Here is a 16,248-nt window from a genome sequence, read left to right as displayed (position 1 = left end):
AAGATGGCTCACATCGAAAAACAGGCTGGCGAACTGCAGGAAAAGCTGATCGCGGTTAACCGCGTATCTAAAACCGTTAAAGGTGGTCGTATTTTCTCCTTCACAGCTCTGACTGTTGTTGGTGATGGTAATGGTCGCGTTGGTTTTGGTTACGGTAAAGCGCGTGAAGTACCAGCAGCGATCCAGAAAGCGATGGAAAAAGCCCGTCGCAATATGATTAACGTCGCGCTGAACCACGGCACCCTGCAACACCCAGTTAAAGGTGTTCACACGGGTTCTCGTGTCTTCATGCAGCCGGCTTCAGAAGGTACTGGTATTATTGCCGGTGGTGCAATGCGCGCCGTTCTGGAAGTCGCTGGAGTTCATAACGTTCTGGCTAAAGCATATGGTTCCACCAACCCGATTAACGTGGTTCGTGCAACTATTGATGGCCTGGAAAATATGAATTCTCCAGAAATGGTCGCTGCCAAGCGTGGTAAATCCGTTGAAGAAATTCTGGGGTAATTGACCATGGCAAAGACTATTAAAATCACTCAAACCCGCAGTGCAATCGGTCGTCTGCCGAAACACAAGGCAACGCTGCTTGGCCTGGGTCTGCGTCGTATTGGTCATACCGTTGAGCGTGAGGATACTCCCGCTGTTCGTGGTATGGTCAACGCGGTTTACTTCATGGTTAAAGTTGAGGAGTAAGAGATGCGTTTAAATACTCTGTCTCCAGCCGAAGGCTCTAAAAAGGCGGGTAAACGCCTTGGTCGTGGTATCGGTTCTGGCCTCGGCAAAACCGGTGGTCGTGGTCACAAAGGTCAGAACTCTCGTTCTGGTGGTGGCGTGCGTCGCGGTTTCGAGGGTGGCCAGATGCCACTGTACCGTCGTCTGCCGAAATTCGGCTTCACCTCTCGCAAAGCAGCGATTACAGCCGAAATTCGTCTGTCTGACCTGGCGAAAGTTGAAGGCGGCGTTGTAGACCTGAACACGCTGAAAGCAGCTAACATTATCGGTATCCAGATCGAGTTCGCGAAAGTGATCCTGGCTGGTGAAGTTTCTACTCCGGTAACTGTTCGTGGCCTGCGTGTTTCTAAAGGCGCTCGTGCTGCTATCGAAGCTGCTGGCGGTAAAATTGAGGAATAAGTAGCAGATGGCTAAGCAACCGGGATTAGATTTTCAAAGTGCCAAGGGTGGTTTTGGCGAACTGAAACGCAGACTTTTGTTTGTTGTTGGTGCGCTGATTGTTTTCCGTATTGGCTCTTTTATTCCGATCCCTGGTATCGATGCCGCTGTACTTGCCAAACTGCTTGAGCAACAGCGAGGCACTATCATTGAAATGTTCAACATGTTCTCTGGTGGTGCTCTCAGCCGTGCTTCTATCTTTGCTCTGGGTATCATGCCGTATATTTCGGCATCGATTATCATCCAGTTGCTAACAGTCGTTCATCCGGCTTTAGCTGAGTTGAAGAAAGAAGGGGAGTCTGGTCGTCGTAAGATCAGTCAGTACACCCGTTACGGCACTCTGGTGCTGGCGATATTCCAGTCAGTCGGTATTGCTACCGGTCTGCCGAATATGCCTGGTATGCAGGGCCTGGTGATTAATCCAGGCTTTGCATTCTATTTCACCGCTGTTGTAAGTCTGGTCTCAGGGACTATGTTCCTGATGTGGCTCGGCGAACAGATTACTGAACGTGGTATCGGTAACGGTATTTCGATCATTATCTTCGCTGGTATCGTTGCGGGACTCCCGCCAGCCATTGCCCATACTATCGAGCAAGCGCGTCAAGGCGACCTGCACTTCCTCCTGTTGCTGTTGGTTGCAGTATTAGTATTTGCAGTGACGTTCTTTGTTGTCTTTGTTGAACGTGGTCAACGCCGTATTGTGGTGAACTACGCGAAGCGTCAGCAAGGTCGTCGTGTCTATGCTGCACAGAGCACACATTTGCCGCTGAAAGTGAACATGGCAGGGGTAATCCCAGCGATCTTCGCTTCCAGTATTATTCTGTTCCCGGCAACCATCGCGTCATGGTTCGGGGGCGGGACTGGTTGGAACTGGCTGACAACAATTTCGCTGTATTTGCAGCCTGGGCAACCACTTTATGTGTTACTCTATGCGTCTGCGATCATCTTCTTCTGTTTCTTCTATACGGCGTTGGTTTTCAACCCGCGTGAAACAGCAGATAACCTGAAGAAGTCCGGTGCATTTGTACCAGGAATTCGTCCGGGAGAGCAAACGGCGAAGTATATCGATAAAGTAATGACTCGCCTGACTTTAGTTGGTGCGCTCTATATTACTTTTATCTGCCTGATCCCGGAGTTCATGCGTGATGCAATGAAAGTACCGTTCTACTTCGGTGGGACTTCTCTGCTTATCGTTGTTGTCGTGATTATGGACTTTATGGCTCAAGTGCAAACTCTGATGATGTCGAGTCAGTATGAGTCTGCATTGAAGAAGGCGAACCTGAAAGGCTACGGCCGCTAATTGGTCGCCTGAGAAGTTACGGAGAGTAAAAATGAAAGTTCGTGCTTCCGTCAAGAAATTATGCCGTAACTGCAAAATCGTTAAGCGTGATGGTGTCATCCGTGTGATTTGCAGTGCCGAGCCGAAGCATAAACAGCGCCAAGGCTGATTATTTCGCATATTTTTCTTGCAAAGTTGGGTTGAGCTGGCTAGATTAGCCAGCCAATCTTTTGTATGTCTGTACGTTTCCATTTGAGTATCCTGAAAACGGGCTTTTCAGCATGGTGCGTACATATTAAATAGTAGGAGTGCATAGTGGCCCGTATAGCAGGCATTAACATTCCTGATCAGAAACATGCTGTGATCGCATTAACTTCGATCTATGGCGTCGGCAAGACCCGTTCTAAGGCCATTCTGGCTGCCGCGGGTATCGCTGAAGATGTTAAGATCAGTGAGCTGTCTGAAGAACAAATCGACACGCTGCGTGACGAAGTTGCCAAATTTGTCGTTGAAGGTGATCTGCGCCGTGAAGTTAGCATGAGCATCAAGCGTCTTATGGATCTTGGTTGCTATCGCGGTTTGCGTCATCGTCGTGGTCTCCCGGTTCGCGGTCAGCGTACCAAGACCAACGCACGTACCCGTAAGGGTCCGCGCAAACCGATCAAGAAATAATCGGGGTGATTGAATAATGGCAAAGGCACCAATTCGTGCACGTAAACGTGTAAGAAAACAAGTCTCTGACGGCGTGGCTCATATCCATGCTTCTTTCAACAACACCATCGTTACTATTACTGATCGTCAGGGTAACGCATTGGGTTGGGCAACTGCCGGTGGTTCCGGTTTCCGTGGTTCACGCAAATCCACTCCGTTTGCAGCTCAGGTTGCAGCAGAGCGTTGCGCTGAAGCCGTAAAAGAATACGGCATCAAGAATCTGGAAGTTATGGTAAAAGGTCCGGGTCCAGGTCGCGAATCTACAGTTCGTGCTCTGAATGCCGCTGGTTTCCGCATCACTAATATTACTGATGTGACTCCGATCCCTCATAACGGTTGTCGTCCGCCGAAAAAACGTCGCGTATAACGCGCTCGTTTTCTAGGATTGTTGGAGATAGAAAATGGCAAGATATTTGGGTCCTAAGCTCAAGCTGAGCCGTCGTGAGGGCACCGACTTATTCCTTAAGTCTGGCGTTCGCGCGATCGATACCAAGTGTAAAATTGAACAAGCTCCTGGCCAGCACGGTGCGCGTAAACCGCGTCTGTCTGACTATGGTGTGCAGTTGCGTGAAAAGCAGAAAGTTCGCCGTATCTACGGTGTGCTGGAACGTCAGTTCCGTAACTATTATAAAGAAGCAGCACGTCTGAAAGGCAACACAGGTGAAAACCTGCTGGCTCTGCTGGAAGGGCGTCTGGACAACGTTGTATACCGTATGGGCTTCGGCGCTACTCGTGCTGAATCACGCCAGTTGGTTAGCCACAAAGCAATCATGGTAAACGGTCGTGTTGTTAACATCGCTTCTTATCAGGTTAAAGCGAATGACGTTGTTAGCATTCGTGAGAAAGCGAAAAAGCAATCTCGCGTGAAAGCCGCTCTGGAGCTGGCTGAGCAGCGTGAAAAGCCAACCTGGCTGGAAGTTGATGCTGGCAAGATGGAAGGTACGTTCAAGCGTCAGCCGGAACGTTCTGATCTGTCTGCGGACATTAACGAACACCTGATCGTCGAGCTTTACTCCAAGTAAAGCTTAGTACCAAAGAGAGGACACAATGCAGGGTTCTGTGACAGAGTTTCTAAAACCGCGCCTGGTAGATATCGAGCAAGTGAGTTCGACGCACGCCAAGGTGACCCTTGAGCCTTTAGAGCGTGGCTTTGGCCATACTCTGGGTAACGCACTGCGCCGTATTCTGCTCTCATCGATGCCGGGTTGCGCGGTGACCGAGGTTGAGATTGATGGTGTACTTCATGAGTACAGCACCAAAGAAGGCGTTCAGGAAGATATCCTGGAAATCCTGCTCAACCTGAAAGGGCTGGCGGTGAGAGTTCAGGGGAAAGATGAAGTTATTCTTACTCTGAATAAATCTGGCATTGGCCCTGTGACTGCAGCCGACATCACCCACGACGGTGATGTTGAAATCGTCAAGCCGCAGCACGTGATCTGCCACCTGACCGATGAGAACGCAGCTATTAGCATGCGTATCAAAGTTCAGCGCGGTCGTGGTTATGTGCCGGCTTCTGCCCGAATTCATTCGGAAGAAGATGAGCGCCCAATCGGCCGTCTGCTGGTCGACGCATGCTATAGCCCTGTAGAGCGTATTGCCTACAATGTTGAAGCAGCGCGTGTAGAACAGCGTACCGACCTGGACAAGCTGGTCATCGAAATGGAAACCAACGGCACAATCGATCCTGAAGAGGCGATTCGTCGTGCGGCGACCATTCTGGCTGAACAACTGGAAGCTTTCGTTGATTTACGTGATGTACGTCAGCCGGAAGTCAAAGAAGAGAAACCAGAATTCGATCCGATCCTGCTGCGCCCTGTTGACGATCTGGAATTGACTGTCCGCTCTGCTAACTGCCTCAAGGCAGAAGCTATCCACTATATCGGTGATCTGGTACAGCGTACCGAGGTTGAGTTGCTGAAAACGCCGAACCTGGGTAAAAAATCTCTTACTGAGATTAAAGACGTGCTGGCTTCTCGTGGTTTGTCTCTGGGCATGCGCCTGGAAAACTGGCCACCAGCAAGCATTGCTGACGAGTAACCGGATCACAGGTTAAGGTTTTACTGAGAAGGATAAGGTCATGCGCCATCGTAAGAGTGGTCGTCAACTGAACCGCAACAGCAGCCATCGCCAGGCTATGTTCCGCAATATGGCAGGTTCACTGGTTCGTCATGAGATCATCAAGACGACCCTGCCTAAAGCGAAAGAGCTGCGTCGCGTAGTTGAGCCGCTGATTACTCTTGCCAAGACTGACAGCGTTGCAAATCGTCGTCTGGCATTCGCCCGCACTCGTGATAACGAGATCGTGGCAAAACTGTTTAACGAGCTGGGCCCGCGTTTCGCGAGCCGTGCCGGTGGTTACACTCGTATTCTGAAGTGTGGCTTCCGCGCAGGCGACAACGCTCCGATGGCTTACATCGAGCTGGTTGATCGTTCTGAGTCGAAAGCAGAAGCTGCTGCAGAGTAATCTGTAGTAACGTAAAAAGACCCGCTTCGGCGGGTTTTTTTATATCTCTCATATCTCCACCCCACTACAATGATTCTATCTTCTTGTTCCTCTCCTGGAGTCCATAATGTGGTTGCTCGATCAGTGGGCAGAACGCCATATCAGTGATGCCCAAAAAAAAGGTGAGTTTGATAATCTTCCGGGAACAGGTGCTCCGTTAGTGCTGGATGATGATTCGTGCGTTGCACCCGAGTTACGTTCAGGGTATCGCTTGTTGAAGAATGCAGGTTGCTTGCCACCGGAACTTGAACAGCGTAAAGAAGCTTTACTCCTTGGCGACATGATTAAAAGTCTCCGTAGCGATGACCCCCAACATGCAGAGTTAAGCCGAAGGCTGACATTGGTTGAGCTTAAACTGCGTCAGGCAGGTTTAGATACAGGCTTTCTGCATGGCGAATATTCAGAAAGGCTGATACATAAAATAAATGAGGAATAAGCATGTACCGAATTGGTGAACTTGCAAAGCTCGCGAATGTAACGCCTGATACCATTCGTTATTATGAAAAACAGCAGATGATCGATCACGAGGTGCGGACTGAAGGCGGTTTTCGTCTTTATACCGAAAACGATCTGCAGCGTCTTAAATTTATTCGTTATGCCAGACAACTTGGTTTCACTCTGGATTCGATACGTGAGTTGCTATCGATCCGTATTGATCCCGAGCACCATACGTGCCAGGAATCAAAAAGCATTGTTCAGGCCAGGTTGAACGAAGTTGAAGAGCGAATTCAGGAACTTCAAACTATGCAGCGTTCATTACAGCGTTTAAATGATGCATGCTGTGGCACTGCTCATAGCAGTATCTATTGCTCTATTCTGGAAGCGCTAGAGCAAGGAGCCAGCGGGTGTTGATTTTCAGCACTCTCAGGTCTAGACTGCCGTCAACATGAATCCGATTCAGGAGAAACGATGAGTCGCTATAAACATACGAAAGGGCAAATCAAAGATAATGCGATTGAGGCCTTGCTCCATGACCCACTTTTTAGACAGCGGGTTGAGACGAATAAGAAAGGGAAAGGAAGTTATCTGAGAAAAGACAAACATGCAAAACGAGGTAACTGGGAGGCCAGTGGCAAAAAAGTGAATCACTTTTTTACCACTGGCCTTCTTGCTTTATCAATCTGATTAAGAACGATTATTTTGTTCTTTCAGAAGGTCTCTAATTTCAGAAAGCAGTAACTCTTCTTTTGTTGGGGCAGGTGCTGCTGCAGGTTCTTCTTTTTTACGATTGAGTTTGTTAATGAGCTTGATGGCCATAAAAATAGCAAACGCTACGATAACAAAATCAAATATGTTTTGAATGAACACGCCATAGTGCATTACTACTGCGGGAACGTCTCCCTGAGCATCTCGTAGCGTTACGGCAAATTGCTTGAAATCAATTCCCCCGATAAGAAGCCCTAAAGGTGGCATTATAATGTCGGCAACTAATGATGAGACGATCTTACCGAACGCAGCACCAATAATGACACCCACAGCCAAATCCACTACATTCCCGCGCATCGCAAATTCGCGAAATTCTTTAATAAAACTCATTATGTTCTCCTTGTGCCAGCTGACGATTATAAGTTTAACAAATGATTAGCTATTTGCCATTGGGGATAAATAATCGTTATGAAAAAATTAAGGCATATAGATTGGATGGTTAATGTTGAGGTGCCCAGATAAGAGCACCTCAACTATTACAGGAAGAATGGACTTGGTTGGAATAAACGTTCTACGTCGGTAATAAACTTTTTATCCGTAAGGAACATAATGACATGGTCACCTTGTTCGATACGTAAATTATCATTAGCGATCATGACATCATTACCCCGAACGACTGCTCCAATTATGGTTCCTGGCGGCAGTTTTATTTCATCAATGGACCGACCAACAACGCGCGATGTGGTTTCATCGCCATGTGCGACCGCTTCGATAGCTTCGGCGACACCGCGTCGAAGTGATGATACTCCAACAATATCAGCCTTACGTACATGGCTAAGCAGGGCCGAAATAGTGGCTTGTTGAGGAGAGATCGCAATATCAATGACGCTGCCCTGAACCAGGTCGACATAGGCACGACGTTGGATAAGCACCATGACTTTTTTTGCACCCATGCGTTTTGCCAGCATGGCTGACATGATGTTTGCTTCATCATCGTTGGTGACAGCAATGAAGAGATCTACTTGATCAATATGCTCTTCAGCCAGTAACTCTTGATCTGAGGCATCACCATAAAACACGATCGTGTTTTGTAACTTTTCTGCCAGTTCAGAGGCTCGCTGCTGATCGCGCTCGATCAACTTAACGCTGTAATCTTTTTCTAACCGCCGTGCCAGGCCCGCACCTATGTTGCCACCACCGACCAGCATGATGCGCTTGTAGGGTTTCTCAAGGCGTTGCAACTCACTCATGACGGCCCGGATATGCTGTGAAGCCGCAATAAAGAAGACTTCATCACCCGCTTCGACAATTGTTGATCCTTGTGGGCGGATGGGCCTGTCGTGACGGAAAATAGCAGCAACACGTGTATCAATATGCGGCATATGTTCGCGCATAGTGGAGAGTGCGTTACCGATCAATGGACCGCCATAATAGGCTTTAACAACGGCAAGACTGACTTTACCTTCGGCAAAATTAACAACCTGCAGAGCGCCAGGATATTCAATAAGACGATAGATACTATCGATAACCAACTGTTCTGGCGCAATAAGGTGGTCGATGGGAACGGCTTCTGAATTAAACAGCTTATCCGCATCCCGGACATAATCGGGTGAACGAATGCGGGCAATCCTGTTAGGTGTATTGAAGAGTGAGTAGGCCACCTGACAAGCCACCATATTGGTTTCGTCAGAACTGGTCACTGCAACCAGCATATCGGCATCGTCAGCACCGGCTTCACGTAGCACTCGCGGGTGTGAACCATGGCCCTGAACGACACGAAGATCGAACTTATCCTGCAAAACACGGAGACGATCGCCGTTAGTATCGACAATAGTGATGTCGTTATTTTCACCCACGAGGTTTTCGGCCAGCGTGCCGCCAACCTGTCCTGCACCCAGAATGATTATCTTCATAGTGTGTGACCTGTTCTCAACATCACTCTTTGATTAGCTTAGCGTAAAAGAAGCCGTCACCGTCTTCCTCACCAGGGAGGTTTTGCTGGCCTGGACGTTCTGGTGTACCCGTTTCATGGAGCCGGGCATCAGGCGTGCGCTTGAGGAACGCTGTAATTTGCTGACTGTTTTCTTCCGGTAAAACAGAACATGTTGCGTAGACCAGTGTGCCTCCTGGTTTCAGGTGGGGCCATATTGCGCCAAGAATTTCCGCTTGCAGTTGGGCAAGTTCGTTAATATCACGGTCACGGCGCAGCCATTTAATGTCTGGATGACGGCGGATCACTCCAGTCGCAGAGCAGGGAGCATCCAATAAAATACGATCAAATTGGATATTGCCACACCATTCAGTTGGTTTACGTCCGTCACCTTGCTTGACTTGCGCTTTTAATCCTAGACGTTTTAGGTTGTCGTATACGCGAGAGAGTCGTTGCTCATCGACGTCAACAGCCATTACGCTGGCTTGTGGGGCGACTTCCAGGATATGTGTCGTTTTCCCACCAGGTGCGGCGCAGAGATCGAGGATCTGCTCACCATTTTTTGGTTCAAGCCAGGTCATACAACCCTGGGCTGAAGCATCTTGCACAGTCACCCAGCCTTCTTCAAAGCCAGGCAATGCTTGTACAGGAACAGGAGAAGCTAAACGAACAGCGTCTGGATAAGCTTCATGTGTGAATCCACTCATTCCCGCGTCTTCCAGCAATGCAAGCCATGCGTCACGGGTTTGATGGTTGCGGTTAACGCGCAACCACATCGGTGGACGCTGGTTATTGGCCTCGGCAATTGCTTGCCATTCTTGTGGATAGGCTTTTTTAAGGCGCTTCAGAAGCCAGTCAGGGTGCAGGAAGCGGTTTTCTGTCTGGGCAAATTCGGTCAACAATTCTTCTTGTTGGCGCTGAAACTGGCGCAACACACCGTTGATCAAGCCTTTTAGCTGAGGTCGTTTAATCGCGACCGCACCTTCGACGGTTTCTGCCAGCGCAGCATGGGGAGGAATACGCGTGTAAAGAAGTTGGTAGAAGCCGACCATGATCAAATAATGAATCGTACGCTGTTTGCCCGTCATCGGACGCGACATCAGCTTACTAACCAACCAATCAAGCTGTGAAAGTGTGCGCAGGACGCCAAAACACAACTCCTGGAGGAGTGCTTTGTCTTTATCCGAAACTTTTTGTTGTAGTGGAGGAAGGACATTACTCAATGATTGCCCTTGCTCGATGACTTTTTCAATGGCCTGTGCCGCCAGGCTGCGTAGATTTTGTTTTTTCATAACCGTAAAAATAAAAATGCCCGGAAACTCCGGGCCTTAAGGATAAATGAGTTCAGGCAAGACTAAGGCCGGGAACAAACCATTCACGACGGGAATTTAATAGATCCTGGGCACTCATCGCTTTCTTTCCGGCAGGTTGCAGTGACTCAAGGTTCAAGATACCCTCAGCCGTAGCGACCTGTATACCGTGTTTGTTAGCATCAATGATCGTTCCAGGCTCTTTGGCTGAATGTCCTTCGATGACAGAGGCTTTCCAGACTTTAACCGGCTGACCATCAATCATGATCCAACTCATTGGCCATGGATTAAAGGCGCGAATGCAACGTTCAAGCTGCACTGCGGATAGCGACCAGTCTATCTGAGCCTCATCCTTGCTCAGTTTCTCTGCGTAGGTAACGAGAGCTTCATCCTGAACTTCAGGTTGTGCTGTATTACTCGCCAGCTGTTGTAACGTCTCAATGAGACCCTGTGGACCAAGTCCTGCCAGTTTATCGTATAGAGTGGCACTTGTGTCTTCTGCTGTAATTGGGCACGCCAGTTTATAGAGCATGTCCCCTGTGTCGAGACCTACGTCCATCTTCATGATAGTGACGCCAGTTTCTGTATCTCCTGCCCAAAGAGATCGCTGGATTGGCGCAGCACCTCGCCAGCGAGGGAGCAAAGAGCCGTGCACGTTGATGCAACCCAGACGTGGCATATCAAGAACGGCTTTTGGAAGAATTAAACCGTAAGCCACTACCACCATGACATCGGCGTTCAGGTTGGCAACCCGTTCCTGATTTTCCTGAGGGCGCAATGACACAGGCTGGAGCACGGGTAATCCATGCTCTTCTGCTAACATTTTCACCGGGCTCGGCATCAGTTTTTTACCACGACCAGCAGGGCGATCGGGCTGAGTAAACACGCCAACAATCTGGTGACCAGAAGATAACAGCGCCTCAAGATGACGCGCTGCAAAATCAGGGGTTCCCGCGAAGATAATACGTAGCTTTCTAGACACGTTATTCCTTGTATCCTTGAATGTTATGCGCGAGAACGCATGCGATCAAGTTTCTCTACTTTTTGGCGGATGCGCTGCTGTTTCAGTGGAGAGAGATAATCGATAAATAGCTTACCAACCAGATGATCCATCTCATGCTGAATACAAATCGCCAGAAGGTCATCGGCTTCAAGTTCGAACGGATTTCCGTCGCGATCAAGTGCCCGAATTTTTACCTTTTCCGCACGAGGTACTAAAGCTCTCTGTTCAGGAATAGACAGACAGCCTTCTTCTATTCCTGTTTCACCGCTTTTTTCGAGCAGTTCAGGATTAATTAATACCAGACGGTCTTCGCGATTCTCAGAAACGTCGATCACGATAATACGCTTGTGAATGTCCACCTGGGTTGCCGCAAGACCAATACCTTCTTCGGCATACATAGTATCGAACATATCATCGACGATACGCTGAATGTCTGCATTCACTTCTTTAACCGGTTCAGCGACGATGCGAAGGCGCTCGTCCGGGATATGTAACACTTGCAAAACTGCCATAAATTTCCAGAGTCGTGTTCAGGAGTTGATGAGAATATTACCTCTATTCTAGACAAATCCCCCTTCGATTGACAGCATCGGTGACCAATCGCAAAGATTGCTGAGGCTGCTTATGGCAGGGAAAAGGATGACATCTACAGAGATATGGTTACGGCTGATAAATATAGATGCGCTATGTGGTGATGTGATGCTATGCGTTGCACAACGACTGCTTTGTCAGACGATCATTGATGACACTACAGTCAGAGAGGCGGGGCTATCTGCCAGGCAGACCAAAAGATTCTTCGCACTCAGTCAGTATGAGCTTGAACGGAGTTTAATTTGGCTCGAGCAACCGGGTAATCATCTACTACTTGCATGTAGCCCACTTTATCCTCCTTTATTACGAGCGATTCCCGATTACCCAGGGGCGATCTTTGTGAAAGGCCATGTTGATGTACTTAATAGCTTACAGTTGGCCGTTGTGGGCAGCCGTGCGCCGTCCTGGTATGGTGAAAGATGGGGGCGAATTTTCTGCGAGCAATTGGCTCAATGTGGTTTTACGATTACCAGTGGTCTGGCGTGTGGTATTGATGGTGTTTCCCACAGCGCCGCGCTTACGGCCAAGGGGCGAAGTGTCGCTGTATTAGGTAATGGACTTTTTAGTGTTTACCCGCGTAGATATGCCTTCCTGGCGGAACATATTGTTGCCTCTGAAGGGGCTATCGTTTCTGAATTCTCGCTCGCGACACCGCCCAGACCCGGAAATTTCCCTCGCCGTAATCGTATTATTAGTGGTCTTAGCCGGGGTGTTCTGGTGGTTGAGGCTGCTGTGCGCAGCGGGTCACTTGTCACTGCGAGATGTGCGCTTGAACAGGGGCGTGAGGTTTTTGCTTTACCCGGCCCTGTCGGAAACCCAGGTTGTGAAGGACCGCACTGGCTGATTAAGCAAGGCGCTACGCCAGTAACGAACACTGAAGATATACTCGAAAATTTGCGATACGGCTTACATTGGTTGCCAGATGAACCTGAAAAGCGACTTTATTCATCAGATCAGGAGGAGGTGGCATTGCCATTTCCGAAGCTCCTGGCTAACGTAGGAGATGAGGTAACACCTGTTGACGTTGTCGCTGAACGTGCCGGCCAACCTGTGCCAGTAACGGTAGCACAGCTACTCGAACTGGAGTTAGCAGGGTGGATCGCAGCTGTACCCGGCGGCTATGTCCGATTGAGGAGGGCAAGCCATGTTCGACGTACTGATGTATTTGTTTGAAACTTACATCCATAACGAAGCAGAAATGCGCGTGGATCAGGACAAATTGACACGGGACCTTACTGATGCGGGATTCGAACGGGAAGATATCTATAATGCGTTAATATGGCTTGAGAAACTGGCTGATTATCAGGAAGGCCTCGCCGAACCGATGCAGCTTGCTTCCGATCCACTGTCTGTACGTATTTATACAGCTGAAGAGTGTGAAAGGCTGGATGCCAGCTGCCGAGGATTCATCTTATTCCTTGAGCAGATACAGGTGCTAAACCTCGAAACGCGAGAAATGGTGATAGAGCGCGTCATGGCGCTGGATACGGCAGAATTTGAGCTGGAAGACCTTAAATGGGTGATCCTGATGGTTCTGTTCAATATACCTGGCTGTGAAAATGCCTATCAGCAAATGGAAGAATTACTCTTTGAAGTGAATGAAGGTATGCTTCACTGATTCAATGTGTCGCACCAAGAGTTGTTATGGCCAAATCAGCACTGTTCACGGTGCATAAAAATGAGCCCTGCCCACAATGTGGGGCTGAGCTTGTCATTCGGTCCGGGAAACACGGTCCGTTTCTCGGTTGTTCGCATTATCCGGAATGTGACTATGTCCGTCCCCTGAAAAGTCAGGCGGACGGACATATCGTTAAAATTCTGGAGGGGCAAGTTTGTCCACTATGTGGTAGTGACTTAGCTCTGCGCCAGGGCCGCTTTGGTATGTTTATCGGGTGTAGTCACTACCCAGAGTGTGGGCATACAGAACAAATTGATAAACCAGATGAAACGGCCATCACGTGCCCGCAATGTCAGAGGGGGCAACTGGTACAACGTCGTTCTCGTTTTGGTAAGACCTTCCATTCATGCGATCGCTATCCTGAATGCCAGTTTGTTATCAATTTCAAACCGGTAGCGGGTGTCTGCTCTTATTGTGACTATCCGCTGCTTATCGAGAAGAAAACAGCACAGGGAGTGAAATGCTTCTGTGCCGGTAAACAATGTGGAAAGCCGGTTCCGGCGGATCAAACCAGTGAATAAAAACCTGCCATCAGGCTCCATCGCATATGCTGTGGACGTTCTGAAAAATGAAGAAGTCATCGCTTATCCAACTGAAGCTGTTTTTGGAGTCGGATGCGACCCTGACAGTGAAACGGCAGTTGACCGTTTGCTTGAACTAAAACAGAGGCCGGTTGAAAAGGGCCTGATTCTGATTGCTGCCAATTATGAGCAACTCAAACCTTATATTGATGACTCCATGCTAACACCGGCTCAGCGAGAAACGATCTTTTCAGCATGGCCAGGGCCTGTGACATTCGTGTTCCCGGCGCAAGCGACGACGCCTCGCTGGTTAACTGGTCGCTTTGATTCCCTTGCGGTTCGGGTAACGGATCATCCGCTGGTGGTTGAATTGTGTCTGGCATTTGGTAAGCCTTTGGTATCAACCAGTGCTAATCTTACGGGCCTGCCTCCTTGTAGAACAACTCAGGAAGTACTGGCGCAGTTTGGTGATGATTTCCCCGTTGCTTCAGGAGAAACGGGGGGGCGTCTGAATCCATCGGAAATTAGAGATGCCTTGACCGGTGAGCGTTTTCGCCAGGGGTAAATAATGGAAACTTATGCCGTTTTTGGTAACCCAATAGCACACAGTAAATCGCCGTTAATCCATCAAATGTTTGCGAAACAGTTGCAGATCAGCCATCCCTATGGGCGGGTATTAGCGCCAATTGATGGGTTCGTTGCCTCTCTGGATACCTTTTTCGACGAGGGTGGGAAAGGGGCAAATGTGACAGTACCTTTTAAAGAGGAAGCATTTGAACGAGCTGATGAGCTTACAGAGCGAGCGTCTCTTGCGGGTGCGGTGAACACCCTTAAACGGCTTGAAGATGGTCGCTTGCTCGGTGATAACACCGATGGGATTGGGCTACTCAGCGATTTAGAACGACTGTCCTTCATAAAGCCAGGTTTCAGGATATTGCTGATTGGTGCTGGTGGGGCGTCTCGGGGAGTATTGCTTCCACTGTTATCACTTGATTGCGCTGTCACGATGACCAATCGAACATTTTCCAGAGCCGAAGAGTTGGCGGCGTTGTTTGCACATACTGGCAGCGTTAGCGCTGTCGCACTTGATGATCTTGCTGGTCATGAGTTCGATCTTGTCATTAATGCAACGTCCAGCGGTATGAGTGGAGAGGTTCCCGCTATTCCTGCCTCGCTAGTGAATACTCATGTTTTCTTCTACGACATGTTCTATCAGAAAGGAAAGACGCCTTTCCTTTACTGGTGCGAACAACATGGAGCAAAACATCTGGCTGATGGTCTGGGTATGCTGGTTGGGCAGGCTGCACATGCGGTGCTGCTCTGGCATGGCGTTATGCCAGCAATTGAACCTGTTATCGAAAAACTGAAACAGGAACTGTCGATGTGAATCAGGCTATTCACTTTCCCGACAGAGAGAGTTGGGATGAAAGCAGAAACGCTGTCTGTTTCCCGGTTCTGGTTCACGGGATTCAACTTACTTGTGCAATAGGTGGCGAAACACTGCTACATCGTTTTGGTGGTTCAAACCCATTAGCGGTGTTTTGCGAAAATCGCTGGGATCTGGAAGAGGAAGCCAGCGACTTAATCCGCAATCAGCAGGAAGACGATCAGGGCTGGGTCTGGTTGTCCTGATCCAGATAGTCATTCTTCCATTTAACGTAGTTATTCGCTGAGTATTTCAATCCTTCGATTTCCGTCTCTTTTAAGGGGCGGATTTGTTTTACTGGGCTGCCTAAATAAAGATAACCGCTTTCAAGACGCTTATTCTGCGGTACAAGGCTTCCGGCTCCAATCATTACATCATCTTCCACGATGACACCATCCAGCAAAATCGATCCCATACCAACAAGTACCCTGTTACCGATCGTGCAGCCATGTAACATTACTTTATGACCGATGGTGACATCTTCACCGACGATAAGCGGATTGCCTTCAGGATTATGTGAGGATTTGTGGGTCACGTGCAGAACACTGCCGTCCTGAATATTGGTACGAGCACCAATTGCCACATAATTAACATCTCCCCTGATCGCAACGAGTGGCCAGATGCTGACATCGTCGGCCATTCGAACATCACCAATGACCACGCTACTGGTATCGATCATTACGCGATCGCCTTTTTGGGGGTGCAGATCTTTATAAGGACGTAATACTGCAGACATATCTACCTCAACAGATGAACGGTATACCGAAGACTTTGATCATATTATGGGATCCAGACAAGGTAAAATACGTCAATATTTAAGCAGGTCGGGCGGTATTTCAGCGAAAAGCGCGGAAAATCAGCAGTCAGAAAAAAAGATCTAAAAAATGCTTGTGCTAAAAAATGGGATCCCTATAATGCGCCTCCATCGACACGGCGGATGTGAATCACTTCACAAACAACCCGGTCGGATGAAGAGAAAAATC

25 protein-coding genes are annotated in these 16,248 nt (G+C 48.7%); 19 read left to right on the top strand and 6 right to left on the bottom strand.

The features are described 5' to 3' along the window. Positions 1-3: 3 nt before the first annotated feature. From rpsE to GF617_RS16490, 13 genes are all read left to right on the top strand, one after another. Complete coding sequence (gene rpsE / locus GF617_RS16550; protein WP_002438697.1) at positions 4-504, top strand: 30S ribosomal protein S5; 501 nt, start codon at positions 4-6, stop codon at positions 502-504. A gap of 6 nt (positions 505-510) precedes the next feature. Then, positions 511-690: a 50S ribosomal protein L30 gene (gene rpmD / locus GF617_RS16545; RefSeq protein ID WP_003863301.1), complete on the top strand. Its 180-nt coding sequence runs from the start codon at positions 511-513 to the stop codon at positions 688-690. A gap of 3 nt (positions 691-693) precedes the next feature. Next, entirely contained in the window at positions 694-1,128 is a 435-nt protein-coding gene (gene rplO, locus GF617_RS16540) for a 50S ribosomal protein L15 (RefSeq protein WP_064327681.1), read from the top strand. A gap of 7 nt (positions 1,129-1,135) precedes the next feature. Continuing rightward, positions 1,136-2,467 (top strand): preprotein translocase subunit SecY, encoded by a 1,332-nt coding sequence (gene secY / locus GF617_RS16535; RefSeq protein ID WP_181621064.1) that lies wholly within the window; start codon positions 1,136-1,138, stop codon positions 2,465-2,467. A gap of 31 nt (positions 2,468-2,498) precedes the next feature. Next, positions 2,499-2,615 carry a 50S ribosomal protein L36 gene (gene rpmJ / locus GF617_RS16530; RefSeq protein ID WP_000868187.1) on the top strand — a complete coding sequence of 39 codons (117 nt, stop codon included), beginning with the start codon at positions 2,499-2,501 and terminating at the stop codon, positions 2,613-2,615. Between the two features lie 146 nt (positions 2,616-2,761). Beyond that, on the top strand, positions 2,762-3,118 hold the full coding sequence (gene rpsM / locus GF617_RS16525; RefSeq protein WP_003031135.1) for a 30S ribosomal protein S13: 357 nt from the start codon (positions 2,762-2,764) through the stop codon (positions 3,116-3,118). Positions 3,119-3,134: 16 nt separating this feature from the next. Beyond that, entirely contained in the window at positions 3,135-3,524 is a 390-nt protein-coding gene (rpsK, locus tag GF617_RS16520) for a 30S ribosomal protein S11 (RefSeq protein ID WP_003031137.1), read from the top strand. A gap of 34 nt (positions 3,525-3,558) precedes the next feature. Beyond that, complete coding sequence (gene rpsD / locus GF617_RS16515) at positions 3,559-4,179, top strand: 30S ribosomal protein S4 (RefSeq protein WP_003863314.1); 621 nt, start codon at positions 3,559-3,561, stop codon at positions 4,177-4,179. Positions 4,180-4,204: 25 nt separating this feature from the next. After that, entirely contained in the window at positions 4,205-5,194 is a 990-nt protein-coding gene (locus tag GF617_RS16510) for a DNA-directed RNA polymerase subunit alpha (protein ID WP_002919219.1), read from the top strand. Between the two features lie 40 nt (positions 5,195-5,234). Continuing rightward, a complete protein-coding gene (gene rplQ / locus GF617_RS16505; protein ID WP_001216372.1) occupies positions 5,235-5,621 on the top strand; it encodes a 50S ribosomal protein L17 in 387 nt (128 codons plus the stop codon). 106 nt (positions 5,622-5,727) lie between these two features. After that, on the top strand, positions 5,728-6,096 hold the full coding sequence (locus GF617_RS16500; protein ID WP_181621063.1) for a DUF1992 domain-containing protein: 369 nt from the start codon (positions 5,728-5,730) through the stop codon (positions 6,094-6,096). A 2-nt stretch (positions 6,097-6,098) separates the two neighbouring features. Beyond that, positions 6,099-6,512: a Zn(2+)-responsive transcriptional regulator gene (gene zntR, locus GF617_RS16495; protein WP_181621062.1), complete on the top strand. Its 414-nt coding sequence runs from the start codon at positions 6,099-6,101 to the stop codon at positions 6,510-6,512. Positions 6,513-6,569: 57 nt separating this feature from the next. Beyond that, positions 6,570-6,785, top strand: coding sequence for an alternative ribosome-rescue factor A (locus tag GF617_RS16490; RefSeq protein WP_203452113.1), 216 nt, complete (start codon positions 6,570-6,572; stop codon positions 6,783-6,785). Here the strand turns inward: GF617_RS16490 and mscL are convergent, their stop codons facing one another. The 5 genes from mscL to def all read right to left on the bottom strand — a co-directional run bounded on the left by mscL (position 6,786) and on the right by def (position 11,561). Next, a complete protein-coding gene (gene mscL, locus GF617_RS16485; protein WP_181621060.1) occupies positions 6,786-7,196 on the bottom strand; it encodes a large-conductance mechanosensitive channel protein MscL in 411 nt (136 codons plus the stop codon). A gap of 146 nt (positions 7,197-7,342) precedes the next feature. After that, positions 7,343-8,719, bottom strand: coding sequence for a Trk system potassium transporter TrkA (gene trkA / locus GF617_RS16480; protein WP_181621059.1), 1,377 nt, complete (start codon positions 8,717-8,719; stop codon positions 7,343-7,345). Positions 8,720-8,741: 22 nt separating this feature from the next. Further along, positions 8,742-10,028 (bottom strand): 16S rRNA (cytosine(967)-C(5))-methyltransferase RsmB, encoded by a 1,287-nt coding sequence (rsmB, locus tag GF617_RS16475; RefSeq protein WP_203452112.1) that lies wholly within the window; start codon positions 10,026-10,028, stop codon positions 8,742-8,744. Positions 10,029-10,080: 52 nt separating this feature from the next. After that, on the bottom strand, positions 10,081-11,028 hold the full coding sequence (fmt, locus tag GF617_RS16470; RefSeq protein WP_181621056.1) for a methionyl-tRNA formyltransferase: 948 nt from the start codon (positions 11,026-11,028) through the stop codon (positions 10,081-10,083). 23 nt (positions 11,029-11,051) lie between these two features. Further along, positions 11,052-11,561: a peptide deformylase gene (def, locus tag GF617_RS16465; RefSeq protein ID WP_181621054.1), complete on the bottom strand. Its 510-nt coding sequence runs from the start codon at positions 11,559-11,561 to the stop codon at positions 11,052-11,054. A gap of 127 nt (positions 11,562-11,688) precedes the next feature. On the opposite strand from def, the gene dprA reads away from it, so the two are divergent. The 6 genes from dprA to GF617_RS16435 are packed head-to-tail and all read left to right on the top strand — an operon-like array spanning position 11,689 to position 15,471. After that, positions 11,689-12,813: a DNA-protecting protein DprA gene (dprA, locus tag GF617_RS16460; protein ID WP_203452111.1), complete on the top strand. Its 1,125-nt coding sequence runs from the start codon at positions 11,689-11,691 to the stop codon at positions 12,811-12,813. Then, complete coding sequence (gene smg, locus GF617_RS16455; RefSeq protein WP_181621051.1) at positions 12,785-13,258, top strand: DUF494 family protein Smg; 474 nt, start codon at positions 12,785-12,787, stop codon at positions 13,256-13,258. Before dprA ends, smg begins: the two co-directional genes overlap by 29 nt. Positions 13,259-13,284: 26 nt before the next feature. After that, positions 13,285-13,839 (top strand): type I DNA topoisomerase, encoded by a 555-nt coding sequence (locus tag GF617_RS16450; RefSeq protein WP_203452110.1) that lies wholly within the window; start codon positions 13,285-13,287, stop codon positions 13,837-13,839. Then, positions 13,832-14,404: an L-threonylcarbamoyladenylate synthase type 1 TsaC gene (gene tsaC, locus GF617_RS16445; RefSeq protein ID WP_181621048.1), complete on the top strand. Its 573-nt coding sequence runs from the start codon at positions 13,832-13,834 to the stop codon at positions 14,402-14,404. The genes GF617_RS16450 and tsaC overlap by 8 nt, the downstream gene beginning before the upstream one ends. A 3-nt stretch (positions 14,405-14,407) precedes the next feature. Continuing rightward, on the top strand, positions 14,408-15,226 hold the full coding sequence (gene aroE, locus GF617_RS16440) for a shikimate dehydrogenase (RefSeq protein ID WP_181621047.1): 819 nt from the start codon (positions 14,408-14,410) through the stop codon (positions 15,224-15,226). Further along, complete coding sequence (locus tag GF617_RS16435; RefSeq protein WP_181621046.1) at positions 15,223-15,471, top strand: DUF1488 domain-containing protein; 249 nt, start codon at positions 15,223-15,225, stop codon at positions 15,469-15,471. The genes aroE and GF617_RS16435 overlap by 4 nt, the downstream gene beginning before the upstream one ends. Here the strand turns inward: GF617_RS16435 and GF617_RS16430 are convergent. Continuing rightward, positions 15,447-16,001, bottom strand: a complete 555-nt coding sequence (locus tag GF617_RS16430; protein WP_181621045.1) for a gamma carbonic anhydrase family protein — start codon at positions 15,999-16,001, stop codon at positions 15,447-15,449. The genes GF617_RS16435 and GF617_RS16430 overlap by 25 nt on opposite strands. Positions 16,002-16,248 lie beyond the last annotated feature (247 nt).

Source organism: Lelliottia sp. RWM.1 (genome assembly GCF_016859735.1).
Classification (GTDB): Bacteria; Pseudomonadota; Gammaproteobacteria; order Enterobacterales; family Enterobacteriaceae; genus Enterobacter.
Note: the sequence above shows the minus strand (reverse complement) of the source record. Positions and strands in the feature narration are given on the sequence as shown.